The following is a 25,253-nucleotide window of genomic DNA, read 5'->3' as shown; positions in this document are numbered from 1 at the left end:
GCCTCAGCGCACCGCCGCTACGCCCTGGCCTCGACAGTCGATGTCGTCTGGACCTGATCCAGTCACCTCGGTGCGTGCACAGCGCTACGAACTACCTGTTCGTGGTGGCACAGCTGTCTGCTCTCGAACCTTCGACGGCTCGAGGTATCGCGCAGCCGGGCGACCGTCGGCACTGTTCGGCACGGCGTAGATCGACAGGCGATGGCGTCCACATGAGTGCGGGCGTACTGATCAATGGACTACCAAGGAGTTTCGATGCCTAAGGGTGTGCCGGAAACCGTTCCGGATGATGGGCTGACCACGCGGCAGCGGCGCAATCAGCCGGTGCTGGCGGTGCACACCGGGCCGGGCAAAGGGAAGTCGACCGCGGCGTTCGGGATGGCGTTGCGTGCCTGGAACCAGGGATTCGACGTAGCGGTGTTCCAGTTCGTGAAGAGCGCCAAGTGGAAGGTCGGCGAGGAAGCCGCTTTTCGTACGCTCGGCCGGCTGCACGAGGAAACCGGCGCTGGTGGCGCGGTCGAATGGCACAAGATGGGCGAAGGCTGGTCGTGGACCCGCAAGCCGGGCAGCGACGAGGACCACGCCGCCGCCGCGCTGGCAGGCTGGCGGGAGATCGCCCGCAGACTCGAAGCCGAGCAGCACCGCTTCTACGTTCTCGACGAATTCACCTACCCGCTGAAGTGGGGCTGGGTCGACACCGACGAGGTCGTCGAGACACTGCGAAACCGACCGGGCAACCAACACGTCGTGATCACCGGCCGTGACGCCCCTGTGGCCCTCGTCGAGGCCGCCGACCTCGTCACCGAAATGACCAAAGTCAAACACCCCATGGACGCAGGCCGAAAAGGCCAACGAGGCATCGAATGGTGACCCTCGCTTCGACGAGTGGGACATGGCTGCGCCGAACGCCGAGCGGCCCGCCGCACCATGTACCGCTCGCCGACGGGCAGTGCGTGGGCCCGGTGTCGGCGGTCGATGTTGCTGAATGGCGGAGGGGATGCGGGTCCCGAGGGGTGCGGATTCGGTGAGCGTTCCTGCGGTGGTGATTGCCGCGCCGGCGTCGGGAAGTGGGAAGACCACGGTGGCGACAGGGTTGATCGGGGCATTGCGGCGGGCGGGGCATCGGGTTGCGCCGTTCAAGGTCGGGCCCGACTATATCGATCCCGGGTATCACGGACTTGCCGCGGGGCGGCCGGGGCGCAACCTCGATCCGGTGCTGGTCGGCATGGAACGTGTTGTGCCGCTGTATCGGCACGGTGCGCAGGGGTGTGACCTCGCGGTGGTCGAGGGTGTGATGGGGCTGTTCGACGGCCGCATCGACGAGAACCAGTCCGGGCCCATCGCCGAGGGATCCACCGCACAGGTCGCCGGATTACTCGGCGCACCAGTGGTTTTGGTGGTCGATGCCCGCGGCCACAGCCAGAGCCTCGCCGCGCTGCTGCACGGGTTCGCCACTTTCGACAGCACGATCAGGCTCGGCGGCGTAATCCTCAATCGCGTCGGCAGCGAACGCCACGATCAAGTACTGCGCGCGGCCTGCGACCGCGTCGGTCTGCCCGTCCTCGGCTCACTGCCACGAATGTCCGAGCTGGAAGTCCCTTCCCGCCACCTCGGCCTCATTCCCGCCGTCGAACACGGCACTGCCGCCACTGCCGCGGTCGAGGCAATGACAGATCTCGTTGCCGACCACGTCGATCTGCGCGCCATCGCGAGTCTTGCCCACACGACGGCCACAGGTCCGATCTGGGATCCTGGAGTGGAGTTGCGCGCGCATTCGGCAAAGGCAAGATTCGCGCCGGTGATCGCTATCGCCGGCGGGCCTGCGTTCACCTTCGGGTACGCCGAGCACCGTGAGCTGTTGATCGCGGCGGGGGCCCAAGTGGTGGTTTTCGACCCGATGCACGACGAACTCCCCACCGGCACAGCAGGTCTGGTCTTGCCGGGCGGGTTCCCGGAGGAACACGCCGCCGACCTGGCGGCCAATGCTCGTCTGCTCGCGCAGGTGGCCGAGCAGGCCGGGCACGGGATGCCGGTGCACGCCGAATGCGCCGGCCTGCTGTATCTCACCCGATCGCTCGACGGCCACACGATGGCAGGCGTTGTCGACGCGACTGCGGAATTCGGACCGCGCCTTACTCTCGGCTATCGAGATGCGGTGGCGCTCACCGATTCTCCGCTCTGGCGAGCGGGCGAGCGGGTGCGCGGCCACGAATTCCACCGGACCCGACTCGTCACCACCGGCCCCGACACCCCCGCATGGGGTTGGCACGCCGGCGGCGACCGAATCCGCGAAGGCGCAATCGTCCACCGCGTGCATGCCTCCTACCTGCACACCCACCCGGCCGGAAATCCGCAAGCTGTGGCATGTTTCGTGGCCGCCGCAGCCGACTACGCACCCACCCGTGCCGCCACGTGAGTTCGCCGTCGGTCTCGGCTTCCGACCGGGTACCTCGGCCGAGCGAATCCTCTCCGCTATCCGAGAAGCACTGGGCGACAAACCTATCTGCTGCCTGGCAACCCTCGATCGCCGCGCTGCCGAGCCCGGCATCCGCGCCGCGGCAGCCCACCTCGCGATTCCGGTCCGCGCCTACACCAACGCAGAACTGGCCGTAGTTCGTGTCCCCAATCCATCAACCCGGACCAACACCCTCCTCGGTATCCCCAGCGTTGCCGAAGCTGCCGCGATCCTGGCGGCCAACGGCCCGCTCACTATCCCCAAGCGAACCATCGACCACATCGTCCTCGCCGCCGCACTCCACCGGCCTGCCCGTAGCGAATCAGCCTGCTCCCGAACAGCCCAGGATGGCGAATGAGCAGGCAGGTCGTTGGTCCACGCGGGCAGATCGCGCATCGGCAATGACGCAGAATCATCGGGCCGCGAATCCCGCCACCCCTCTGCTGTGGTGCTCCGCCGACCGGTCCGAGAGTTGGGAAGGCCGAGCCGCAGTCTGGTCCGGCTGTCGTCGGTGTCGGGGCGGCTCGCTCTATTCTTGCCGCAATCTGCCACGCCCACAGTAGGTTCTGCGCTCGGGCGCAGGTCGCCATTCTCCGGCAGTGCCCGTATCGGTGGCGTCGGCGTGGTTCGATGGCGGGATGGAGATCCGAGGTATCGACAACGTGCTGGTTCCGGTCGGCGACCTGGGTGCTGCGGTGGAGTTCTACGAGGGTGCGTTGGGGATGGCGGTGAAGTTCACGCTGCCGCAGGACGGTATCGCGGTGTTCGATGTCGGCGGGGAGGTGGCCGGGGTGATGGTCCGGGTGGATCCGAGCGCGGGTGCGCAGGGGTTGTCGGGGATGCGGTTGTGGTTGGAGGTGCCCGATGCGCTGGCCGCGGCCGCGGAGCTCGAAGGGTACGGGGTGCCAGTGCTCGGTGCGCCGTACGAAGTCGGCACGGGATGGAGTGTCGAGGTCGCCGATCCCTGGGGGAATGTGATCGGGTTGACCGACTACGTCAAACGTCCGGAGCTGGCTCGACCTGAGAGCTGAAATCCGCACGGGGCGAGGCATGTGGTGCGTTGCTTCCGCACTGGAACATAGCGCAGCCGGGTGCGGGCACCGTTCGGAGTGCCCGCACCCGGTGCGGTATCACGGCGCTACCGAGCTCCAGTCGGCGAAGCCGGTCGGGTCGTGGCGGCCGAGGCTGGCGTGTTCGAACAGGCCCCAACCTTCGGCGTCGCCGCACCGGGCGTGCGCGACATGGTCGATGACGCCGAAGGGGACTCGGCTCGCGATGGCGGGATCGGTGAGGTCGTAGCTGCTGCTGGAGGACCAGTCGCGGCCCATCCAACGGCCGTGCAACCAGTCGGGGTCGCCGCCGTAGCCGCAGCCGACATGCAGGGCGACATTGGTGACGGTCTTGATTTCGACTTCGAGCGGTTTGCCGTCGGGTGTGGTGAGTTCCAGCCGCGCGCCGACGGGATGCCTTGTGCCGGAACGGTAGTCGATGTGGATCCGCGGCCAGCCCAGCTGTTCGGTGCGGCCGTCGGGGAAGACGCGGACCGCGTCGTTGAGGGTGCGGGTCCCGTCCGGCTCCTCCTGCACGATGACCACGATGGCGAAGTCGTCGAAGCGAATCGGCACATACATCCACCAGAAGCCACCCGAGGGCTCCGCGGCGGCGCGGCCGGGCGGTTCGGGCTCGCCGACCGGTCGGATACCCCAGGAACGATCCCTGGTGCCCATCCAGATGTCCGGGTCGACGGTGAAATCCGTGCCGTCGACGTGCAGCGTGCCTGCCCAGGAGCCGACCTGTGCGAAACGGGTCGCCTGGATGATCGGCCGGTTGCCGTTGAGGATCAGGTGCGGCTGCTCCTGGACTGTCGGAAACGAGCCTTCCCACGTGAGGTCGAAGCCGAGGTCGTCGTGTTCGCAGATCACTCGGATCCGCTGCAACGGCTCCAGCACCTCGATGCGATAGCCGCCCACCTGCTGGTCCAGGCTGCGATCGCCGAGCGCGTCGGAGAAGCGGACCGAACGCTGGGTGTCGCCACGCCGGACGGCCGCGTAGGCGTCGGTCACGCCGAGATTCGGGTATACGCCGAAGCCGGTGACGAAGAACGTGCCCCCGTCGCGGTCATGGCCGTTGAAATAGCTTCTGTCGTAGAAGTTCCGGTCGCTGCTGGCCACTCGGGCCAGGGACAGGTGTGTCTGATGGATCGGGTACTCGTCCAAGGGCACAGGCATTGCTGGTCTCAATCCCACTCGTAGGTTCCGGCGAGCAGCGCCTCCAGGCTCGCTCGATGCATCACGTAGTCGTCGCGGTCGGGGGTGTCGGTGTCCTCGCCGAAATGGATCATCCGGCGCTTGACCCTGGCCATCACGATGGCGTGGCGCAGCGCGGCGTAGACGATGTAGAAGTCGAGATCGCGGACCGTATATCCGGTGATCTCTTCATATTCGGCGACGATGTCGTCGCGGCGCAGGAAGTCGGCGAGGCCCGGCTGATCGAAGCGGGTGGCGATGTCCTGGAAGAAGCGGTGGATGAAGATGAGCCAGGCGATATCCAGCTCGCGGGGACCCAGGCCGGCCATCTCCCAGTCCAGCACACCGACCGGTTCGAAGCCGTTGTAGAGGATGTTGCCCGGTCGCGAGTCACCCCAGGCGAGGACATCGGGCCCCGGATCGGCGGGCCAGTGCGCGTCGAGCCAGTCGAAGGCGCGCTCGATGATCGGGATCGGGTACCCGTCGTCGGCCAGCGCCCACCGATACCACTTGCGATGCCACTCGACATGCCTGCGCAGCGCCTGGCCGGGGCCGTCGAGCATCGGAAACCGGGTGGCCGGATCCGGGATCGCGTGGATTCTGGCGATGACGTCCACCGTGCCGGCGGTCAGCTGGGCGCGCTCTTCGGGGCTCGCATCGAACAGCCAGCCGATGAACACATACGGCGGATTGTCCGCGGGTACCCGTCCGTCGATTCGCTTCATCACGAAAAACTTGGTGCCGAGCACCTTTTCGTCGGTTTCCAGCCAGCACAGTTCGGGCACCGGCACGTCGGAGGCTGCGGCGACGCCCGCCATGATCTTGTATTGCGTTTCCAGATCATAGTTTTCGAACACGGGGAACGATTCGGCTTCCGGCGTCATCCGCGCCACGAACGATCCGGCCTCGTGCCTGCCGTCCACGCTCCATTCGGCGTCGAACAGCACCGTCGGGCTCGACATCCCGGCGCCCTGCGGACGCGACAGCGCCGAGATCTTCGGCGGGTGGTCAGCGGAGACCTTCGAATCCAGCCACCGGGACAAATCCTCGGCGAGGGCATCGAGATCGCGGTCGCTGACAGTCAGCTGTCGTTGCGCGGTGGGATCGGGATCTTCGGCCATATTTCATCCTCCTGCACCATGAACCTTCGGCCAAAATGTAACGCGTTCTAGTTGCGTATAGCCAGGAAAACAGCAAGAAAATGTAACCCGCTCACTGGGTGGCATCGGGGGTTGACAGTACCGGGGTACTCATACTTCGGGCTAGATCTCATACCCCGGAGGTAGGGGAGGAAATCGGGGACTTCCTGGAAGCGGACAGCCTCTCCGCCTCGATACGTTGCCCTCTTGTGGAGTCATCGACAGGCAGTGAGGGGTTCGGTGTGAGCGCAAGCGGTGTGGACGTTCTGGAGCGAGCGGACGGCGGCACGCCGATCGCCGAAGACAGGCCCCGCTGGACCGCGGCGACGCGGATCGCATTCCGTCTCAGCTTCGTCTACTTCGGCTTGTTCTGTGCTCTGTTCCCGCAGATCCCGTTCGTTTTCACCGGCCTCTTCGCCAAGGATCTCTCCGAGGACACGGCGATGGGGCTGTGGGGTCCGCTCGGTCCGATCTTCGAGTGGACCGGACGGCTGATCTTCGGTACCGACGTTGTGCTGCACAAATATTCGGGCAGCGGCGATCAGCGGTTCATCTGGGCGTTCGTGTTCAGCCTGCTGGCTGTGGCGGTCGTGGCGACGGCGATCTGGACCGTGCTCGATCGGCATCGACCGAATTATCGGATCCTGAATGCATGGTTCCTGCTCGCGGTCAGACTGTGCTTGGGCGGGCAGCTGCTCTGGTACGGGGTGGCCAAGATGATCCCGACCCAGATGCCGGAGCCTTCCCTCGCGGCATTGCTCCAGCCCTACGGCGAGTTCAGCCCGGCGTCGGTGCTCTGGAATCAGGTCGGTTCGTCGCCGGTGTACGAAATCCTGCTCGGCTGCGCCGAAGTGCTCGGTGGCCTGCTGCTGTTCCTGCCGCGGACAGCAACCCTCGGTGCGATGCTCAGCCTGGTGAGTTTGGCGCAGGTATTCGTACTGAACATGACCTTCGATGTTCCGGTCAAGATTCTGGCGCTGCACCTGTTGTTGCTGAGCGTGGTGCTGCTCGCGCCGCAGGCTCGGCGGCTGGCCGACATGCTCTTGTTGGCGCGGCCTGCTGAACCGGCTACCCAGCCGGAGCCGTTTGCTCGTCGTCGGACGAAAATCATCGCGGTCACGGTGCAACTTGCGCTCGGGGTATGGGCGTTGTCCGGTGCGGTGCAGGTCGGGATGAAGTTCTGGGAAAAAGATGGCGGGGGTGCGTCGAAGCCGCCGTTGTACGGAATCTGGCAGGTTTCGGAGTTCACCCAGGACGGGCAGCCGCTCCCGCCGTTGACGACGGACGAGAACCGCTGGCAGCGACTGGTTTTCGACGTCATCGGCGCAACCTATCAGCGCATGAACGGCACGCTCGTGCCTGCTGCCGTCGTCGTGGACACCTCTGCGCACACGATCGTCCTGTCCGATCCGCCGCCGCAGCCGGGCGGGCAGTCGGTCCCGATCGCCACCTTCACCTTCGATCAGCCGTCCCCGGATCGGCTGAAGCTGGCGGGGCAGTTGGCCGGTCGGCCGGTGACCATCGCGCTGGAACAGGTCGATCTCGAGCAATTCCCTTTGCGTAGCCGTGGGTTCAACTGGGTGCAGGATTACCCCTACTTCCGCTGACCGGGTGCAGGCACCCCGACTCTGGTTCGGTTAACCCCCCGACGGAGACGGGGGTTCGCTCTGAGGACGACGAGTGGTTGGCCTCGATAGTTTCGAGCCGTCACCATTTCGTCGTCAGACAGGGAGTCCGCGTGGGTGCGATAGTAGGTCCGGAGCGGACTCGTGCTCGGGCACAACAGCATTCGGCCGCCGAGTCCAGCAACCCGCGCTGGCACCCGCTCACACGGGTCGCCTTTCGCATGTGCGTGGCCTACTTCGGGCTCTTCTGCCTGGTCTTCGCGCAGATCACCTACGTATTCACCGGGATTGCCGGGCAATGGCTTCCGGACGAAGCGATCCTCTGGCAGATGACCGCTGTCGAACCGATCGTCGCCTGGGTCGGCAGGCAGGTATTCGGCGTCGACGCCGTGCTGCACGACTCGGGCAGCGGTGATCAAGCGATCATCTGGCTGCTGGTTTTCTGTCTGCTGGTGCTCGCCGCCGTGATCACCGCCGTCTGGACCGCGCTCGACCGCCGCCGCTGCGACTACTCCGGGCTCAATGCCTGGTTCGTGGTCGTCATCCGGCTGTGCCTCGGCGGTCAGATGATCTTCTACGGGATGGCCAAAGTCATTCCGACACAGATGACGAGTCCGCCGCTGGCCGCCTTGGTCCAGCCCTACGGCGAGTTCAGCCCGATGTCGGTGCTGTGGATGCAGGTCGGCAGTTCACATCCGTACGAGATTCTGCTCGGCAGCGCGGAAGTCCTCGGCGGGCTGCTGCTGTTCGTTCCGCGCACCGCGACGCTCGGTGCGATGCTGAGCCTGGTCAGTCTGGCCCAGGTTTTCGTGCTGAACATGACCTTCGACGTTCCGGTCAAGATCCTCTCGTTCCATTTGGTGCTGCTGTGCCTGGTGGTGCTGGCTCCGCAGGCGCGCAGACTGGCGAATGTCCTTGTGCTGGAACGGCCGTCCGAGCCCGCCACCCAACCGCGACTCTTTCGCACCCTGCGAACCGAACGCATCCTCGTTGTCGTACAGATCTTCCTCGGCGTCTGGGTGCTGATCGGATGTGTGCGCAGTGGCTGGGACGCGTGGCGCGAATATGGCGACGGGGCAGCGAAACCGGCCCTGTACGGGATCTGGGATGTCACAGAATTCGAATTGGACGGAGTTGCACTGCCACCACTGACTTCCGACGAAAATCGTTGGCAACGACTCATTATCGATACCAGCGGCGCGTTATATCAGCGGATGGACGGCAGCAGGGTGCCCACCGAGGCCGTTGTCGATCCGGAGGCGAGGACGATCGCCCTTTCCGAACCCACGCGGGAAGCCTCGCGGCAGCCGAAGCAGTTCGCCTCGTTCACCTTCGAACAGCCGGGTCCCGACCGGCTCGTCCTGCGGGGGCAGGTGAACGACCGTCCGGTGACCGTGTCCTTGACCGAGCTGGATCTCGACAGCTTCCCACTGCGTAGCCGCGGATTCCACTGGGTTCAGGACTACGCGTACTTCCGGTGACCCTCGCGGACCGGAAGGTCGCGGTGTCAACCGATCGTGATGGCATCCAAACGGGTGCGCAGGAATGCGGCGGAGACCACCGGGGGCAGACCGCTCACCTCGCCGATCGGCGGTCCCAGTGGGGTGACCACGGCGTCGTGGTCGAGTTCGTAGAAGTAGATCAGCGAGACCAGGTCTTCTTCGGGGGCATGCGCCACCCGCACAGGAAGCCTCGCGACAGCAGAAGCAGTTCGCCTCGTTCGCCGAGATCATCGATGTCGCAGTTGCAGGTTTCGAAGATCCGCAAGCCGAGCAACCCCAGCATCACCACGAGCGCGAAGTCGAACCGGTTGTCTGAGTCGCGGGCTGCGGTTAGTAGTGCTTCGAACTGTAGGTGCGAAAGGCCCAGTGTCGGTGACTCGTTCGAGACGCGCGGCGTCGGACATATTCGGCGGGTCAGTGTTCGAGGACGCCCGTCGATGACGCAGGTACGGTACCGGCACCTGATTTTCGGCGGGCGGTGGATGATCGACGTCACGAGTCATGCAGGGGCACGTATCCGGGGCGACCGTTCAAAAGCCGACGTAATCGACGATATGGTCGAACCCGGATTCGAGATCGGCGACGTCACTCAGCGGCTCGAGACCCAGGTCCGCTGGCGTGGAGAACTCTCCACCCGCGACCCCTTCGTCCGCTCTCCCCTCGCGCTCTACGAGTTCGATGACTACCCACCCGCCACCATCGGGAGCGACCCGAGGCGGCCTGAATACCTCGAATCGGGTCCCGGGCAAGAACAAGACCTCCTCCTCCTCCTCCCGGTACTCTGTCTGCCAATGGAGGCGCTTGCCCGTCTTCGACATGATCCGAAACTCGACATTTCCGCGGAACGTAACGTCCCGGTCGGTAGTTGTGCTCGTAAAAGCTGCTTCGGTGACCACGCAACCGGGTTGATAACGCTCCACGATCTCCGGGGGTAGCCGTACTCCGCGAAATACTATTCCGTCATGCTCGCGTAGTTTTGTGAGCGCAGACTTCAGGACCTCGATCTGTATTCGTATTCCATCACGGATATTGCTCGACCTCATCGCGGGATTGATGAATTTGTAGGACTCGTAGGTGTAATCGAAGATCGCGGCCCTTTCTTTTTCGGTGAGTATAAAATTCGGATCGTCATCATCCATATTCCAGTCGTCGAAATCGTCCGAGGGTTTACTGGCATGGCCACTGCCGTCATCGGCATACGCCATCTGTCCCGGCTTCCCGGACTCCGCGAACTCGATATCAGGGAGGTCGTGGTCCTGGTCGTGGTCGACTATGTGGTCCACACCGTCAACGACTGGGTCGGACACGCCCGTTATCCGGTCGTGATACCACCGTCCGATTGACTGGAATGACGCGGATAAGCGCTTTGCAGCGTTGACCAAGCCTTCTGTAGCATTGATCACCGGGCGCGCCCAGGTGACCTCGAGCCGGACATGATTACTTTCGATGACGCCTGTTCCGTGGCGTCTGTTGATGTGTGCATCTGTTGCTTTACGCCATTGCTCTCGAGAATTAATTCAGCGGCGCCCGTCGTTGCCTTTTTCAGTCGGGTGTCAGTGCTGAACGGGGTTGTCCTTGGAATCGACGGAAAAGCCCAGATGATCGAGGCCGGATTGCTCCGAGTCGAACGGTGGCTGCGATGGCCCGCAAGATCATCAAGGCACTCGGCGCCGCCTGACGGATGCGGGGTCGGCGCAGCGCAGTTGGTGGCAGTGTCGCGGGGTCCTGTTCGGATCCCGCGACTCGGCCACCGGCCGTAGAACCCCGGGTGCGGCGGCGTGCCGTTGAGAAACGTGGCGCTGACGGTGGGTCGGGCTGCTACCGAGTGAGCCGGGCGAGATCCTCAGCAACGCGCGCCGGTGCTTCGAAGGGGAACGCGTGACCGAGCTGGGGGTCGATCAGCAGTTCCGAACCGTTGATGTAGCGCTGCAGCAGGGCTGAGTTGGCGGCGGGTTCTTGTTTATCGTTGTCGGCGCCCAGGATCAGGGTGGGCAGCCGCAGGTTCGGCAGGCTGGCGATGACATTGGCGGTGGGGTCGATGAGCCAGTCGGTCATTGCCGCGCGTTGCCGGTTGAGGCCGGTCAAGTTCACCCCGACCCGGTCGGGGTGAACTTGACCGGGTCGGCGGGCGCCAACGGATCGAACGCTGGCGCGCCTGCGATCAGATCGGGAAAATCGGGCAGCACCTGCTGCGATCCGCCGGGGCCCGTACCCATCAGAATCAGGGCGCCAACAACACCGGGGTGATCCACGACCAAACGTTGCGCGACGAATCCTCCCAGGGAGTAACCCACGACGGTGGGGCGGCCCAGATGAAGAGCCTGGATCAGACCGGCGGCCTGATCGGACAGTTGCCGGACGGTCAAGATGGCCGAAGAGCTCGCCGGGGTCCGTCCCACACCGTCGGAGTCGAAGATGACCACATGGTTGGTCGCGGCCAGGCGATCGAGCAGCGCCGGATCCCAGTCGTCCATGCTGAGTCCGAGGCACGGAGTCAACACCAGGGGCGGTCCGTGTCCGAAGCTGCGGTAAGCGATCGGTACTCCAGCGACATCGACGACGTGGGTGGGCGCTGTCAACGACGGTGAACTGCGGAAATCGTCAGCCGTTGTCCATGCGATATCCGTCGTGGAGGCGGGCTCATTGGGAGCGGGGTCGGCGTTAGCGACGCCGGGCCCGACCAACAGCATGCTGGTGGCCAGTGCCACCAGCATGGTCGCGACGGGTCTCCCGCGTCCTGAGACGGGCCGGAGATGGCGGGGCAACGGCCCGCCATCGGGTGCGACCGAGGTCGGTTGCGGCGGATGGAAAGCGGACATGTGGGCTCCTTCTAGTTGCGGACGGATCAGAATCGAGGCAGTGTCCCGCTGGGTACAGCCCGATCGTTGGCACGCCAACCGGCTCGGCGATCAGCGACCTCGGCCATACCGTCCTGATCCGGATGCCACACGTAAGAGACGCCGACGGCTCAAAAGGATTCGCCCGGTTTCGGCACGACCGCGAACGGCTCGCGCGCCATCGGGAGCCTGATCTCTCGAGGATGAAATGCTCACTCACCTGCCATGTCAACGAGCGCAACGGAATGGACCGCGGTGCACTGCAGGAAGGGGCGGGAGCCGATGAGCCTTCGTCAGTTCGAGTACGCCCTGGCCGTTGCCCAGGCGGGCTCGGTGACGGCGGCGGCCGAGCTGCTGCACGTCGCTCAACCGTCGATGTCCTAGCAGATCCGCGCCCTGGAGCGGGAACTCGGCGTGACACTGTTAGCTCGCACGCCGACCGGACCACCTTCGAACGGCCGGGTCCCGAGCGGCTCGTCCTGCGCGGGCAGGTGAACGACCGCCCGGTGACCGTGTCCTTGACCGAGCTGGATCTCGGCAACTTCCCACTGCGTAGCCGCGGATTCCACTCGATCCAGGACTACGCGCACTTCCGCTGACCGTCGCGGACCGGAACGTCGCGGTGGCAACCGACCGTGATGGCATCCAAACGGGTGCGCAGGAATTCGGCGGAGACCACCGGGGGCAGACCGCTCACCGCGCCTCGATGTCGTCGGCGACGCCGATGTCCTCGTGCCATAGTGCCGGCCGTGCGGCGATGAACGTGGTCATCATGTCGATGAGGCGCTGGTCGTCCAGGACCGTGACGTCGACCCCGTGCTCGGCGAGCCAGTCGTGGCCGCCGTAGAACGTCTGCGCTTCACCGACGATCACCGCGCCGATGCCGAACTGGCGCACCAGTCCGCTGCAATACCAGCACGGTGACAGTGTGGTCACCATGATCGTCGGTCCGTAGTCGCGGCGGCGGCCCGCCGCGCGGAACGCATCGGTTTCGGCGTGGATGCTGGGGTCATCGGACTGCACTCTGCGGTTGTGGCCGCGGCCGAGCAGCGTACCGTCCGCGGCGAATAAGGCCGCGCCGATCGGAATACCGCCCTCGGCCAGGCCGCGTAGCGCCTCGTCGTAGGCCACCTCGAGCAACTGTTCTGCCGGTACCTGTGTCATGGCTCCACCCTGCAAGCAACCGAGGCCGTGCCGCAACACGCAGATTGTTCGTGCCATTCGTGGTTCGGATGACAATGACCTGGTGCCGTCGACTCGCCGTCTGTCGGGCTTACCCGTGGGTCGTCGAGATACCGACCGCTTGTACCGACCGACCTGGCCGCAGACCAACTCACCGATCAACTCCGCCGACCGCTCTGGTAGCGCAATGCCTCGCCGAGCCGACCACCGATCGTTGCGGATCAGCGGCTGACGGTGCTCGACTGATTTCGCCAATTCGACGCGGGAGCGAGGAATTCGCCGGTGCCGGTGCGGAATGCGCCGCGAGCCTCGGCGTCGTCGCGCAGCTGCGCCAGCATCCATGCCGTCGGATATCCCAGATAGCCGTAGACGCCGCTGGTGCACGGAGTCGACGCCTGCGCACAGTCCGGTTGACCTTGCACATCATTGTGATCGGGGCCGTCGAGCGTCGCCCATACCTTCGGCACGCTCGTCGCGGTCGCCTCGTAGTACGCCTGATTCGACTGCAGACCGACCGCCTGCCATGGCAGCGCCTGCGTCGAAGGGGAGATGAACCGGTCGGCCGAGCCGTTGACGAAGAACACCGAACCCGAGGTGAGCTTGCGACTGTCGGCGCACGTAGTCCCCGAAGAGCACCACAGCTGCGCCGGTATTTCGATCGGCACCACGGTCTTGATCGCGCCCTCCGACGCCACCATCGCGTTGAGCACACCGCTGGCGCCTTGCGAATGGCCCATCGCGCCGGCCGCCGCTGTGTCGAGCTTTCCGAAGAACATGCTCGCCGGATCCGCGGCGAGCCCCTTCAGGTACGACAGCGAGCCGAGAATGTCGCGGCCGGAGCCGGTCTGCTGGTTCTCGGTGCCGATCACCACGAAACCCCACGATGCCAGGTGCCGAAGCAGATAGGCGTACTGGCTCGGTACGGCGTTGGTTCCGTCGCCCCACACCACAATCGGGTGCTTTGCGCTGCCCGCGCCGAGATCGGTCGGGTACCAGACGTCATATTTCGCCCCGGTGGAATCGCAGCATCCGAACCCGATTTCTTCGGTCACCGCCCACGGGCCCTGCTGGAAGTACTTCGACTCGATGCCGGGAGCAGGTAGGTAGGGCTGCGAATCTGCCTGTGCGACACCCACTGTCGTACCGACCCCGGTCAGCGTCGCCGCTACCGCCACCGCACACATCGCTCGCGCCCACTGAGTCACGAGCTCGAGTATAGGAACGACGTCGTGTCGTACTCGGTTGGCGGCGCACGCAAATCGGCCGGCTGCGGAGACCGTTTCGGCATCGGTGGGCCAGTGTCGGACAGTCGGATCGCGAGCTCCACAGTGTGCAGCCGGGACGAGCTCGTCTGGCGTATGCCGTGTTCCGAAGGTATATCCGGCATACTGAGCGGCACAGTCAGCGCTTGGTTTCGCCGTTTCGTAACCGATGGAGATCCATCAACTGCGGAGGTGACGACATGAGTGTGCTCGACCGTCGAACTGTCCTAGCAGGTGCTCTGACAGCGACAACCGCCCTGATAGCGGGATGTAGTCGCGATGAACCATCCGAGCACACCGATACGACGCCGACCGCTCCGCAGACTGCGAAGGCTGCCTTCGATCGCCTGATGGCGGGCAACCGGCGGTGGGTCGACGGCAACCTGAACCACCCGGACCGAGATCCGGATCGTCGTCGGTTACTCGCCCAGAATCAGCAGCCCTATGGCGTCATACTGTCGTGCATCGATTCGCGGGTCCCGCCGGAGTTGCTGTTCGACACCGGGCTCGGCGATCTATTCGTCATGCGAACCGGTGGACTCGCAGTGGGCCCCGTCGTGACCGGTTCCGTTGAATACGGCCCGATGACCGGCGGGACCCCGTTGATCATTGTCCTCGGACACCAGCGCTGCGGTGCGGTGGCCGCCGCCTATAAAGCGCTGCGCGAAGGCCCGCCACTGCCGGGCAATCTGCAGGCGATCGTGGAGGCGCTGCGCCCGGCATACGAGCGCATGGATTCGCCGGGCGCAGACCCGGTCGAGACGATGACCCGCATCCAGGTCGAGTTGACCGCCGGAGAGCTACGGCGCAACGACGACCTCGCACCACTGGTTGATACCAACGCCCTTTCGGTTGTCGGCGCCTACTACTCGCTAGACACCGGGCAGGTCGAAGTACTCGACGGAGCTCCGGCCTGATATCGACGGCCGCATGCCGCAGGTGATGGCGAGTTCCCCACCGTCCGCGGCTTGCGGTGCAGGGTCTGACACAAAGCCCGAATATTCAGGACGTAGGCTCGAATACTGTGCCGAACACGCCAACACCCACCGATGACCAGACGGAGCTCGATCCCGTCACCCGCCACGAGGGCGACCCGAACTACCTGGTCGGGCTCGATCTCGCGGGGCGGCGTGTCGTCGTAGTCGGTGGCGGGACCGTGGCGCAGCGCAGGCTCGGACTGTTGATCGCCTCCGGTGCGGATGTCCACGTGATCAGCCGTGAAGTCACTCCGGCAGTAGAAGGTATGGCCACCTCGGGGCAGCTCACCGTGACCCTGCGCGCGTACGCGGACGGCGATCTCGACGGCGCCTGGTACGCGATCGCCTGCACCGACGAACCCGAGACCAATGCCGCCGTGGTCGACGAGGCCACTCGCCGCCGCATCTTCTGTGTGCGCGCCGATGTTGCGCGGCTCGGTACCGCCGTCACACCCGCAACGGCCCGCTACGAGGGACTCACCCTCGGCGTGCTGGCGGGCGGTCAGCATCGCCGCTCGGCCGCCGTGCGCACCGCGCTGCTCGAGGCACTGCAATCCGGTGTGGTGACCGATGATTCGACACCGGTCACCCCGGGCGTCGCGCTGGTCGGTGGCGGACCAGGCGATCCGGATCTGATCACCGTGCGTGGCCGCAGGCTGCTGGCCAGAGCGAACCTGGTGGTTGCCGATCGGCTGGCGCCGCCGGAACTGCTCGCCGAACTCGGACCGGATGTCGAGGTGATCGACGCGGCAAAGATCCCGTACGGCCGCGCGATGGCGCAGGAGGCGATCAATACGGCGCTGGTCGAGGGCGCCAAGTCGGGCAAATTCGTGGTGCGGCTCAAGGGCGGTGACCCGTATGTGTTCGGTCGCGGCTACGAGGAAGTGGAAGCATGCGTTGCGGCCGGGATCCCGGTCACCGTGGTGCCCGGCATCACCAGTCCCATCTCCGTCCCGGGGGCCGCGGGCATCCCGGTGACCCACCGTGGTGTCACCCATGAATTCGTGGTGGTGAGCGGGCACGTCGCACCGGACCACCCGGATTCGCTCGTCGACTGGTCGGCATTGGCCAAGTTGCGCGGCACCCTCGTGCTGATGATGGCTGTCGAGCGGATCGAACAGTTCGCGACCGTGCTCATCGATGGCGGGCGGTCCGCCGACACGCCGGCGACCGTGATCCAGGAGGGCACCCTGCGCACCCAGCGCGTGCTGCGCGCGGACCTCGGTACCGTCGCCACCCGGGTGCGCGACGAAGGCATCCGCCCGCCGGCCATCGTGGTGATCGGCCCGACGGCCGGATTCTCCACCGATTCCGTGCGCCCGCTTGCCGAATCCACGGGCGGATAGGGCATTTTTCACTGACCCGCGCCGGTGGCGGCGACTCGGTCGAGTGTCACAAGTCCTCGCCTGATCTGTTGTGACTCGCCCGCGCGGACTCATGTCGGGCCGAATCGACACCGCCGAGTCAACTACAGTGGCTCACCGTGCTCGAGAATCCCCCTGCGACGATGCAGTATCCCGTGACGCAGCGGGCCTTCGGGCTCGCGATCCTAGTGCTGAGCGGGCTGCAGCTGATGGTTGTGCTCGACGGAACCGTGGTGATCTTCGCCCTGCCACGGCTGCAACAGGAAATGGGAATGTCCAGCGCGGGTGGTGCGTGGACAGTGACCTCCTACGGTCTCACCTTCGCGGGCCTGATGTTGCTCGGTGGCAGGCTCGGTGACGCCTTCGGTCGCAAACGCATGCTGATACTCGGCGTCGGACTGTTCACCTTCGCCTCGCTGCTGTGCGGGCTCGCGCAGGGCGAGGCCATGCTGATCGCGGCGCGCGCGGTGCAGGGCGCCGGTGCCTCGATCGCGGCGCCGACATCCTTCGCCCTGGTGGCAACCACTTTCGCACCAGGGAAAGTGCGGAATCAGGCAATCGCGATCGTCGGCTCCATGGTCGGCATCGGCTCGGTAGGTGGTCTGGTGGTCGGTGGTGCGCTGACCGAGATGAGCTGGCGCTGGATCTTCCTGATCAATGTGCCGATCGGTGCGCTGATCATCCTGGGGGCGATGTACCAGCTCGCGGACACCGAACACCACCGTTCCTCGCTGGATGTGCGCGGCGCGGTGCTCGGCACGCTGGCCTGCGCCGCCATCGTGTTCGGTGCGACCGAGGGACCGGAAATGGGCTGGACCAGCCCGGCCATCATCGGCTCCCTGGTCGGTGGTGTCGTGCTGCTGATCATCTTCGTGGTGATGGAACGGCAGATCGAGGATCCGCTGCTGCCGTGGTCGCTGTTCGACAGTCGCGATCGCGTCGCGACCTTCCTCTTGATCTTCCTCGCCGGTGGCGTGCTCGGTGCGATGACCTTCTTCGTCGCGCAATTTCTGCAGAACGTGCTGGGCTACGGTCCGCTGGTCGCGGGCGTGGCGTCGATTCCGTTCACCATCGGCATCGGCATCGGTGGTGCGCTGGCCTCCAAGGCAGCGTTGCTGATCGCACCTCGCTGGTTGCTGTGTGGTGCGGCCTTCGTCCTTTCCGCCGGATTGCTGTTCGGTTCGCAGCTCGATGGCGGCGTGAACTACCTGACCACCTTGCTGCCGCTGTTGATCGTGATCGGCTTCGGTGTCGGCGTGGCGATGGTGCTCGCGCCGCTGTGCGTGCTCGTCGGTGTGCCGCTGTCGGATATCGGCCCGCTTTCCGCGGTGGGGCAGATGTTCATGAACCTGGCGACGCCGGTGTTCATCGGTCTGCTCACCCCCATCGCGGCATCGCGCACACTGTCGATGGGCGGCCGCACCGGTAAGGCGGCGGATATGAACGAGGCCGAGATCTTCGCGCTGGGCAGCGGGTACACGCTGGTGCTCGCGGTCTGCTCGCTCGTCGCGGTGGTGGCCGGCTTCATCGCGCTGGTGCTGCGCTTCACGCCCGAGCAACTGGCTCAGGCACAGCACGCGCAAGAGGAAGCGCAGCAGACCGGTCCGATGCCGGTTGTTCGCCAGACCGGTCCGATACCGGTCGTTCGCCGGTCCGAGTACCGGGGCTGACCGGATGCCGGGTGACTCCGCTGCATCGGTGCAGTATCCGGTGACGCAGCGGGCATTCGGGCTCGCCATCCTCGTGCTGAGTGGGCTGCAGCTGATGGTGGTGCTCGATGGAACCGTGGTGATCCTCGCGTTGCCGCGACTACAGGACGAGCTCGGGCTGACCAGTTCCGGCAGCGCCTGGATGGTCACCGCCTACGGGCTCCCGCTGGCCGGCTTGATGCTGCTCGGCGGCCGGATCGGTGACTCCTTCGGCCGCAAACGCATGTTCATCGTCGGTGTCGCGCTGTTCACGCTGGCCTCGCTGCTGTGCGGGCTCGCCCAGAACGAGGCAATGATCATCGCCGCCCGCGCGATCCAGGGCACCGGAGCCGCGCTCGCGGCCCCCACTGCATTCGCTTTGGTAGCAAGCACATTCGCGCCGGGAACCGTGCGCAATCAAGCCTTCGCGATCTTCGGTTCGATGATGGCCGTCGGCTCGGTCGGCGGGTTGGTGATCGGCGGTGCGCTGACCGAGGTGAGCTGGCGGTGGATCTTTCTGATCAATGTGCCGATCGGCGTATTGATCATCCTCGGCGCGGTGTATCGGCTACGTGACACCACCCATCAGCGGCTGACCTTGGATGTGCGCGGCGCGGTGCTCGGCACCCTGGCCTGTGCCGCCCTGGTGTTCGGGGCAACGGAAGGACCAGAATTCGGCTGGAGCAGCCCGGTCATCGTCGGTGCACTGGTCGGCGGCGCGGTATTGCTCTTCGTCTTCGTTTTCGCCGAACGCCGAGTGGACAATCCCCTGCTGCCGTGGTCGCTGTTCGATCACCGCGATCGGGTCGCCACCTTCCTCGCGATCCTGCTGGCAAGTGGTGTGCTCGGTGCGACAACCTATTTCGCGGGCCTGTTCATTCAGAATGTGGTCGGTTACAGCCCGCTGGTCGCCGGAATCGCCTTCATACCGTTCACCATCGGCGCCGGTCTCGGGACCGCGCTGTCGTCGAGACTGGCGATGTGGATCGCACCACGTTGGCTGCTGAGCGCGGGGGCGGGGATTCTGGTCGGCGGATTGCTGTTCGGCTCGACCCTCGATCGCGGCGTGCAGTATGTGCCGACGCTGCTGGGCCTGTTCGTCATGATCGGTCTCGGCATCGGTATGGCGATCGTGCTGATCCCGCTGTGCGTACTCGTCGGCGTTGCGCCCGCGGATATCGGCCCGCTCTCGGCGGTCGGCCAGATGTTCCTGAACCTCGGCACCCCCATCGCGATCGGCCTGCTCGCCCCGGTGGCTGCCTCGCGAACACTGGCACTCGGCGGTCGAACCGGCAGTCCCACCGGCATGACGGTCGCCGAACTCGATGCGTTGGGCAGCGGATACACCCTGGTGCTGTTCGTCGCCGCGGTCGGCGCGCTGCTGGTCGGGCTCGTCGCAATGACGTTGCGCTACACCGCCGCCGACGTCGCGCAGGCGCAGCACGCACAGGAAGAGGCCCAGCAGAGCTGAAACTGCCGGGCCCCGAGCGGATTACATGCGGCCTGCGACCTTGCGTGGAGTGACGCGCACAATGACGCGGGGTCCGTCGTCGACCGACGCCGGATTGAATTCCAGATAGGGCAGCCCGGTGTACTTGTGCGACAGCTCGTTCGGCAGTGTCTTGTCGGGATCGGGCGTCATGGTCGCCGTGCCACGAATCTCTGCGTATACGTACGGATTCTCCGGCGGATTGATCATCACGGTGATGCGCGGATCGCGGGCGAGGTTCTTGCCCTGCTGGCGGTCCACGGTGGTGGAGAACAGCAGGTCCTCGCCGTCACGCTGCACCCAGATGACGGTCAGGTGCGGTTGCCCATTGGGTCCGATGGTCGCCGCGGTCGCGAACACCTTCGACTCATCCAGGTACTTCTTCAGGTCAACGGAAAGCACAGTGGTAGGGGTCACGTATAACTGGAACAGCCCACAGGTGGTTGGAATTCCGTCTCCAACTCCATCATCGATCGACGAGATGGCAAAACGGCGCCCGTGCCATCTCAGGCGACGTGTTGGTCGGCCGTCAGCAGGGCGTCGTCGAGGATGGTCAGACCTTCCTTTGCCTCGCCTTCGCTGACGATGCAGGGTGGCACGACGTGCAACCGGTTGAAGTTGACGAATACCAGCAGCCCCGCCGCGCGGCAGGCCGCGACGACCTCGGTCATCGCCGGACTGGTACCGCCGTAGGGGGCGAGCGGTTCGCGGGTCGCTCGGTCGCGGACGAGTTCCAGGGCCCAGAAGACGCCGATCCCGCGGACCTCGCCGATGCTGGGGTGGCGCTCGGCAAGATCCCGGAGGCCGGGGCCGAGCACGCGCGCACCGATGTCGGCGGCATTCTCGACGATGCGGTCGTCGGTCATCGTGTTGATGGTCGCCACCGCCGCGGCCGTCGCCAAGGGGTGACCGGAGTAGGTCAGCCCACCTGGATACGGTCGATCGTCGAACGTCGCTGCGATGGCCGGGCTGATCGCGACGCCACCGAGCGGCACATATCCGGAGTTCACGCCCTTGGCGAAGGTGAGTAGATCCGGTACGACACCCTCGAAATGCTCTATCGCGAACCACTTTCCGGTGCGGCCGAACCCCGACATCACCTCATCGGCGATGAAAATGATGCCGTACTTGTCGCACAACGCCCGCACCCCGGCCAGGTAGCCGGGCGGCGGAACCATGATTCCCGCTGTGCCGGGGACGGATTCGAGGATGATCGCAGCAATGGTGCTCGGCCCCTCGAAGACGATGGTCTGCTCGAGATGCGCCAGCGCGCGCTCGGTTTCCTCGGTGTCGTCGCTCGAATGGAACTGCGAGCGATAGCGAAAAGGTCCGAAGAAATGCACGACGCCGCTATTGCCGTGGTCGTTGGGCCAGCGTCGCGGATCGCCGGTGAGGTTGATCGCGGTCTCGGTGCCGCCGTGATACGAACGGTAGCGCGCCAGCACCTTGTAGCGGCCGGTGTGCAGCCGCGCCATCCGGACCGCATGCTCGACGGCGTCGGCGCCGCCGTTGGTGAAGAAGATCTTGTTCAACGCACCCGGCGTGCGTTCGGCGATCAACCGCGCGGCCTCCGAGCGTGCGTCGTTGACGTACTGCGGTGCCACGGTGCAGAGCTTGGCCGCCTGCTCCTGCACCGCGGCAACGACTTTCGGATGCTGATGCCCGATATTGGTGTTGACGAGCTGAGAGGAGAAATCGAGCAGCCTGTTGCCCTCGCCATCCCAGACGTGGCAGCCCTGCGAGGCGGTGATGGTCATCGGGTTGATCTGCGCCTGCGCGGACCACGAATGGAAAACGTGGCGGCGGTCGAGTTCATAGGCGCGGGCGGCGGTCTGCCGCGCCTGGTCGGGCGTCAATCCGTTGGGCAGCGTCATCGGCGAGTTCTCCTGCGTCACTTGGTCTGTGGGCGGTGCTTTCGCGGGCGTTACTTGTTCTGGGGGAAGCCCAATTCGAGCCCGCCGTGGCTCGGATCGAGCCAGCGGCTGGTGACGGCCTTGCCTCGGGTGAAGAAGTGGACGCCATCGGTGCCGTGTGCATGCGAATCGCCGAACAGCGAATTCTTCCAACCGCCGAAGCTGTAGTACGCCATGGGAACCGGGATCGGCACGTTGATGCCGACCATGCCGACTTCGACCTCGTTGTGGAAGCGCCGGGCCGCGCCGCCGTCGTTGGTGAAGATCGCGGTGCCGTTGCCGTAAGGGTTCGTGTTGATCAGCGCCAGCGCGTCGTCGTAGGTGTCGACCCGGACCACCGACAGGACGGGACCGAAGATCTCATCGGTGTAGACGCTCATATCGGTGCCGACGTGATCGAGAATCGTCGGCCCGAGCCAGAACCCGTTCGCCGCGCCGTCGGCTTCGATACCGCGGCCGTCGAGAACTATGGTGGCTCCGGCGGATTCGCCCGCGTCGATGTACGCGGCGACGCGGTCGCGGTGCTCCCGGGTCACCAGCGGACCCATATCGGTATCGCGGGTGCCGTCGCCGGTCTTGATCGTCCCGGCCCGTTCGGCGATCTTGGCGACCAGCTCGTCGCCCACGGAGCCGACCGCGAGCACCACGCTGATCGCCATGCAGCGCTCGCCCGCGGAGCCGAAACCGGCGTTGACCGCCGCATCGGCGGCCAGGTCCAGATCCGCGTCCGGCAGCACGAGCATGTGGTTCTTCGCGCCGCCGAGGGCTTGCACCCGCTTGCCGTTCGCGGTGCCGCGCTGGTAGACGTATTTCGCGATCGGGGTCGAGCCGACGAACGAGACGGCCCTGATGCCCGGGTTGTCGAGCAGCTCGTCGACGGCGACCTTGTCGCCCTGCACCACATTGAAAACGCCTGCGGGCAGGCCCGCTTCGTGCCACAGCTCGGCCATCCACAGCGACGCGGACGGATCCTTCTCGCTCGGCTTGAGCACTACGGTGTTGCCCGCAGCGATCGCGACCGGGAAAAACCACATCGGTACCATCGCCGGGAAATTGAACGGCGAAATAACGGCCACCGGGCCCAACGGCTGGCGGATCGAGAAGATGTCCACCTTCGTCGATGCGTTCTCGGTGTATCCGCCCTTGATCAGATGCGGGATGCCACAGGCGAATTCGACGATCTCCAGACCGCGGGTCACCTCGCCGAGCGCATCGGAGAGCACCTTGCCGTGCTCGGCGGTGATCAGCTTGGCCAATTCCTCTTTGCGTTCGTTGAGCAACTCACGGAACCGGAACAGCACCTGGGTCCGGCGGGCCAGCGAGGCGTCGCGCCACGCGGGGAACGCCGCGGTCGCAGAATCGATCGCCGCCTGCACGTCCTCGACGCGCGCCAGCGCTACCTGCCCGGTCACCACACCGGTCGCAGGATTGGTCACCGGCGCGGTCGCGGCACTCGTTCCTGCGAACCCCTTGCCGTCGACCCAATGCGCGATTGTCTGCATATCTCCTCGATTCGATTCGTGAGCGTCGGTGTGTAGCTGCCTCCGGGCGTCGGTGCCCTCGGAGTCATCGGCATGGATTCGGCTGTCATCCCGGCGCGCGCCGGGATCCAGAATGCGCGCGGGTTGTCGTTCCTGCTCATGCTTTGCTGGATCCCGGCGTGCGCCGGATCGAAGTTGCCGAGTCTCACTCTGCCGCATGAATCGGCATCCGTGATCCGACAATCTGTACGTGATTTGCGTTTTCGTATTACGATTCGTCGGTGCTGCTGTCTGTTGCGGATGTCTTGGCCATGCCGGTGGTGCGTGCGGGGGATCCACAGGTCGTCGGTGGGGGATCGCTGGATCGTCCAGTGCGGTGGGTCCATGTCAGCGATCTGCCGGAGGTCGCCGAGCTGCTGGTCGGCGGCGAGCTGATTCTGACCACCGGACCGGCCTTGAGCGGCAGTGACGCGGCGACGGTCGACTATCTGTCGGCGTTGGCGGGAGCGGGCGTGTCCGGTCTGGTCGTCGAGCTGGGCGACGCCGTGCCCGCCTTGGCTCCGGTGGTCGCGACCACCGCCGACGCGCTCGGACTGCCGGTGATCGCACTGCACCGGATCACCAGGTTCGTCGAGATCACCGAGGCGGTGCACCGGGTGATCGTGGCCGATCAATACGCCGAACTGGAGTTCGCGAGGACGGTGCACGAGACCTTCACCGAACTCAGTGTTCGGCGCGCCTCGCTGGCGGAGATCGTCAAGACCGCCGCGGGCATGCTCGACTGCTCGGTGGTGCTCGAAGACCTTTCCCATCGGGTGCTCGCACTGACCGCGCGGCACACCACCACCTCGGCGATCCTGGAGAACTGGGAGACCACCTCGCGCATGCTGCCCGAAGGCTGGGATGTGGTGGCGGTCGGTCCGCACACCCAGCGGTGGGGCAGGCTGATCCTGCGCTCCAGCCGGGTGCCGACCCCACGGGCGCGCATGGTGCTCGAGCGCGCCGCCCAAACCCTGACCCTGCATCGGATGATCGACAAGGATCGCTTCGGACTGCACCGGCAGGCGCAGACCGGCCTTATCGACGACCTGGTCAACGGCAGAGTGCTCGACGAGCGTGACGCGCAGGCCAGGGCAGCGGCGCTGGGTCTGCTTGCGCGCCGGGCGAATTACGTGCCGCTCGCGATGGATGTTGCCGCGCTGGACGAAACCGATCAGGTCGCCAGGCAGCGCCGCAGCGTGGGCGTGCTCGACGCGGTGACGCACGGCCTCGGGTTGACGAAAGCCGCCGCGCTGACCGCGGCGGATCACGGCGATCGCGTCAGCATGATCCTCGCGGTCCCGCGTACCGCCGACCTCGACGAGGTGCTGCACGGGATCTGTCTGGCGATCACGGCCGAAGTGCGCCGCGTCGAGGGTGTGCAGCAAGTGGTCGTCGGCGTTGGCGCGGAATCGGAATCGCTGCTGGACACCGCGCGCGAACTGGCCCACGCCATGCATGTCGCCGAGGTTGCGCTATCGCTGGAAACGTCCGCGCCGCGGCCCTTCTATCGCGGCGGGGACGTTCGGTTGCGCGGCCTGCTCTCTCTCATCCGCAACGAGCCCGGCGTGCAGAACTTCGCCGAAACCGAGCTGAGTGCGCTGCTGCGCTACGACATTCGGCATGCGGCCGACCTGACCCGCACGTTGCGGCAATTCCTCGATGTGGCGGGCAACAAAACCGAACTCGCACGCAGACTCAACATCAGCAGGCCGACGCTCTACGACCGGCTGGCGCGCATCGAGCGCATCCTCGACGTCGATCTCGAGGACGGTGAGTCCCGCACCTCGCTGCACACCGCTCTGCTCATTCGAGATCTGACCGCGAACGCCGACAAACTGTAAGCCGACGCCACTGGCGCCGCCCACATCGCAATAGTTGTGATGAAAGTCATATTGCTCGACTGGTTATTTCGTGAGCCTCGGGACATTTTCTTTGATCCCACCGCGCGTTCTATGGATCAACGGGCCGTTCTGACTCATGTGGTATCGCTATGTCTTGCGGTGTGGAAGAGCTTCGCCCTCGCTGGAGCGGTCTTGTGGAAGTCCTGGCAT

The 25,253-nt window shown here is 65.5% G+C and carries 22 protein-coding genes and 1 pseudogene; 12 read left to right on the top strand and 11 right to left on the bottom strand.

Annotated features, from left to right (window positions below; translation table 11 throughout):
- Positions 1–255 precede the first annotated feature (255 nt).
- From cobO to OHQ90_RS31970, 4 genes are all read left to right on the top strand, one after another.
- The gene (cobO, locus tag OHQ90_RS31985) at positions 256–870 is read left to right on the top strand and encodes a cob(I)yrinic acid a,c-diamide adenosyltransferase (protein ID WP_328403865.1); all 615 of its coding nucleotides are present in this window, start codon (positions 256–258) and stop codon (positions 868–870) included.
- A 127-nt stretch (positions 871–997) separates the two neighbouring features.
- A complete protein-coding gene (locus OHQ90_RS31980) occupies positions 998–2,416 on the top strand; it encodes a cobyrinate a,c-diamide synthase (RefSeq protein WP_328403863.1) in 1,419 nt (472 codons plus the stop codon).
- On the top strand, positions 2,403–2,813 hold the full coding sequence (locus OHQ90_RS31975) for a cobalamin biosynthesis protein (protein WP_328403861.1): 411 nt from the start codon (positions 2,403–2,405) through the stop codon (positions 2,811–2,813). Before OHQ90_RS31980 ends, OHQ90_RS31975 begins: the two co-directional genes overlap by 14 nt.
- A 241-nt stretch (positions 2,814–3,054) precedes the next feature.
- Complete coding sequence (locus tag OHQ90_RS31970) at positions 3,055–3,486, top strand: VOC family protein (RefSeq protein WP_328403859.1); 432 nt, start codon at positions 3,055–3,057, stop codon at positions 3,484–3,486.
- A 99-nt stretch (positions 3,487–3,585) separates the two neighbouring features.
- Here OHQ90_RS31970 and OHQ90_RS31965 read toward each other — a convergent pair whose 3' ends face one another.
- The gene (locus OHQ90_RS31965; RefSeq protein ID WP_328403857.1) at positions 3,586–4,683 is read right to left on the bottom strand and encodes a hypothetical protein; all 1,098 of its coding nucleotides are present in this window, start codon (positions 4,681–4,683) and stop codon (positions 3,586–3,588) included.
- 8 nt (positions 4,684–4,691) lie between these two features.
- Positions 4,692–5,822, bottom strand: coding sequence for a phosphotransferase family protein (locus tag OHQ90_RS31960; protein ID WP_328403856.1), 1,131 nt, complete (start codon positions 5,820–5,822; stop codon positions 4,692–4,694).
- 260 nt (positions 5,823–6,082) lie between these two features.
- On the opposite strand from OHQ90_RS31960, the gene OHQ90_RS31955 reads away from it, so the two are divergent.
- Together OHQ90_RS31955 and OHQ90_RS31950 are read left to right on the top strand one after the other, a co-directional pair.
- Complete coding sequence (locus tag OHQ90_RS31955) at positions 6,083–7,447, top strand: DoxX family protein (RefSeq protein WP_328403854.1); 1,365 nt, start codon at positions 6,083–6,085, stop codon at positions 7,445–7,447.
- 131 nt (positions 7,448–7,578) lie between these two features.
- Complete coding sequence (locus OHQ90_RS31950; RefSeq protein ID WP_328403852.1) at positions 7,579–8,946, top strand: DoxX family protein; 1,368 nt, start codon at positions 7,579–7,581, stop codon at positions 8,944–8,946.
- A 26-nt stretch (positions 8,947–8,972) separates the two neighbouring features.
- On the opposite strand, the pseudogene OHQ90_RS31945 reads toward OHQ90_RS31950, so the two are convergent.
- The 4 genes and pseudogenes from OHQ90_RS31945 to OHQ90_RS31930 all read right to left on the bottom strand — a co-directional run.
- Positions 8,973–9,140 (bottom strand): annotated as a pseudogene (locus tag OHQ90_RS31945) (isopenicillin N synthase family dioxygenase); the annotation flags it as partial.
- Positions 9,141–9,497: 357 nt separating this feature from the next.
- Complete coding sequence (locus OHQ90_RS31940) at positions 9,498–10,274, bottom strand: ADP-ribosyltransferase (protein WP_328403850.1); 777 nt, start codon at positions 10,272–10,274, stop codon at positions 9,498–9,500.
- A gap of 511 nt (positions 10,275–10,785) precedes the next feature.
- A complete protein-coding gene (locus OHQ90_RS31935; RefSeq protein WP_328403848.1) occupies positions 10,786–11,052 on the bottom strand; it encodes an alpha/beta fold hydrolase in 267 nt (88 codons plus the stop codon).
- A 2-nt stretch (positions 11,053–11,054) separates the two neighbouring features.
- Complete coding sequence (locus OHQ90_RS31930; RefSeq protein WP_328403846.1) at positions 11,055–11,786, bottom strand: alpha/beta fold hydrolase; 732 nt, start codon at positions 11,784–11,786, stop codon at positions 11,055–11,057.
- A gap of 300 nt (positions 11,787–12,086) precedes the next feature.
- Here OHQ90_RS31930 and OHQ90_RS31925 point away from each other — a divergent pair, with 300 nt between their 5' ends.
- Positions 12,087–12,188: a LysR family transcriptional regulator gene (locus OHQ90_RS31925; RefSeq protein WP_442941222.1), complete on the top strand. Its 102-nt coding sequence runs from the start codon at positions 12,087–12,089 to the stop codon at positions 12,186–12,188.
- Between the two features lie 309 nt (positions 12,189–12,497).
- On the opposite strand, the gene OHQ90_RS31920 is transcribed toward OHQ90_RS31925, so the two are convergent.
- Together OHQ90_RS31920 and OHQ90_RS31915 are read right to left on the bottom strand one after the other, a co-directional pair.
- The gene (locus OHQ90_RS31920) at positions 12,498–12,968 is read right to left on the bottom strand and encodes a nucleoside deaminase (protein WP_328403844.1); all 471 of its coding nucleotides are present in this window, start codon (positions 12,966–12,968) and stop codon (positions 12,498–12,500) included.
- A 239-nt stretch (positions 12,969–13,207) separates the two neighbouring features.
- The gene (locus tag OHQ90_RS31915) at positions 13,208–14,191 is read right to left on the bottom strand and encodes a poly(ethylene terephthalate) hydrolase family protein (RefSeq protein WP_328403842.1); all 984 of its coding nucleotides are present in this window, start codon (positions 14,189–14,191) and stop codon (positions 13,208–13,210) included.
- Between the two features lie 407 nt (positions 14,192–14,598).
- Between OHQ90_RS31915 and OHQ90_RS31910 the strand changes: the two genes are divergently transcribed.
- The 4 genes from OHQ90_RS31910 (at position 14,599) to OHQ90_RS31895 (ending at position 19,748) form a co-directional block, all read left to right on the top strand.
- Complete coding sequence (locus OHQ90_RS31910) at positions 14,599–15,165, top strand: carbonic anhydrase (protein WP_328403840.1); 567 nt, start codon at positions 14,599–14,601, stop codon at positions 15,163–15,165.
- A 185-nt stretch (positions 15,166–15,350) separates the two neighbouring features.
- A complete protein-coding gene (cobA, locus tag OHQ90_RS31905) occupies positions 15,351–16,571 on the top strand; it encodes a uroporphyrinogen-III C-methyltransferase (protein ID WP_328413237.1) in 1,221 nt (406 codons plus the stop codon).
- Positions 16,572–16,732: 161 nt separating this feature from the next.
- Positions 16,733–18,259: an MFS transporter gene (locus OHQ90_RS31900; protein WP_328413235.1), complete on the top strand. Its 1,527-nt coding sequence runs from the start codon at positions 16,733–16,735 to the stop codon at positions 18,257–18,259.
- Between the two features lie 4 nt (positions 18,260–18,263).
- Entirely contained in the window at positions 18,264–19,748 is a 1,485-nt protein-coding gene (locus OHQ90_RS31895) for an MFS transporter (RefSeq protein ID WP_328403838.1), read from the top strand.
- Positions 19,749–19,769: 21 nt separating this feature from the next.
- On the opposite strand, the gene OHQ90_RS31890 is transcribed toward OHQ90_RS31895, so the two are convergent.
- The 3 genes from OHQ90_RS31890 to OHQ90_RS31880 all read right to left on the bottom strand — a co-directional run bounded on the left by OHQ90_RS31890 (position 19,770) and on the right by OHQ90_RS31880 (position 23,181).
- A complete protein-coding gene (locus OHQ90_RS31890) occupies positions 19,770–20,168 on the bottom strand; it encodes a PPOX class F420-dependent oxidoreductase (protein WP_328403836.1) in 399 nt (132 codons plus the stop codon).
- 104 nt (positions 20,169–20,272) lie between these two features.
- Positions 20,273–21,640: an aspartate aminotransferase family protein gene (locus OHQ90_RS31885; protein WP_328403834.1), complete on the bottom strand. Its 1,368-nt coding sequence runs from the start codon at positions 21,638–21,640 to the stop codon at positions 20,273–20,275.
- A gap of 50 nt (positions 21,641–21,690) precedes the next feature.
- On the bottom strand, positions 21,691–23,181 hold the full coding sequence (locus OHQ90_RS31880; protein WP_328403832.1) for a CoA-acylating methylmalonate-semialdehyde dehydrogenase: 1,491 nt from the start codon (positions 23,179–23,181) through the stop codon (positions 21,691–21,693).
- A 260-nt stretch (positions 23,182–23,441) separates the two neighbouring features.
- On the opposite strand from OHQ90_RS31880, the gene OHQ90_RS31875 reads away from it, so the two are divergent.
- A complete protein-coding gene (locus tag OHQ90_RS31875; RefSeq protein WP_328403830.1) occupies positions 23,442–25,043 on the top strand; it encodes a PucR family transcriptional regulator in 1,602 nt (533 codons plus the stop codon).
- Positions 25,044–25,253 lie beyond the last annotated feature (210 nt).

The organism is Nocardia sp. NBC_00403, assembly GCF_036046055.1.
Lineage (GTDB): Bacteria > Actinomycetota > Actinomycetes > Mycobacteriales > Mycobacteriaceae > Nocardia.
This window is presented reverse-complemented; position numbering and strand designations above follow the sequence as displayed.

Bases quoted from the DNA above. Each gene is read 5' to 3' on its own strand.
- cobO (WP_328403865.1), top strand. From the start codon at position 256: ATGCCTAAGGGTGTGCCGGAAACCGTTCCGGATGATGGGCTGACCACG.
- OHQ90_RS31980 (WP_328403863.1), top strand. From the start codon at position 998: ATGCGGGTCCCGAGGGGTGCGGATTCGGTGAGCGTTCCTGCGGTGGTG.
- OHQ90_RS31965 (WP_328403857.1), bottom strand. From the start codon at position 4,683: ATGCCTGTGCCCTTGGACGAGTACCCGATCCATCAGACACACCTGTCC.
- OHQ90_RS31960 (WP_328403856.1), bottom strand. From the start codon at position 5,822: ATGGCCGAAGATCCCGATCCCACCGCGCAACGACAGCTGACTGTCAGC.
- OHQ90_RS31930 (WP_328403846.1), bottom strand. From the start codon at position 11,786: ATGTCCGCTTTCCATCCGCCGCAACCGACCTCGGTCGCACCCGATGGC.
- OHQ90_RS31925 (WP_442941222.1), top strand. From the start codon at position 12,087: ATGAGCCTTCGTCAGTTCGAGTACGCCCTGGCCGTTGCCCAGGCGGGC.
- OHQ90_RS31920 (WP_328403844.1), bottom strand. From the start codon at position 12,968: ATGACACAGGTACCGGCAGAACAGTTGCTCGAGGTGGCCTACGACGAG.
- OHQ90_RS31910 (WP_328403840.1), top strand. From the start codon at position 14,599: ATGGCGGGCAACCGGCGGTGGGTCGACGGCAACCTGAACCACCCGGAC.
- OHQ90_RS31900 (WP_328413235.1), top strand. From the start codon at position 16,733: ATGCAGTATCCCGTGACGCAGCGGGCCTTCGGGCTCGCGATCCTAGTG.
- OHQ90_RS31895 (WP_328403838.1), top strand. From the start codon at position 18,264: ATGCCGGGTGACTCCGCTGCATCGGTGCAGTATCCGGTGACGCAGCGG.
- OHQ90_RS31885 (WP_328403834.1), bottom strand. From the start codon at position 21,640: ATGACGCTGCCCAACGGATTGACGCCCGACCAGGCGCGGCAGACCGCC.
- OHQ90_RS31880 (WP_328403832.1), bottom strand. From the start codon at position 23,181: ATGCAGACAATCGCGCATTGGGTCGACGGCAAGGGGTTCGCAGGAACG.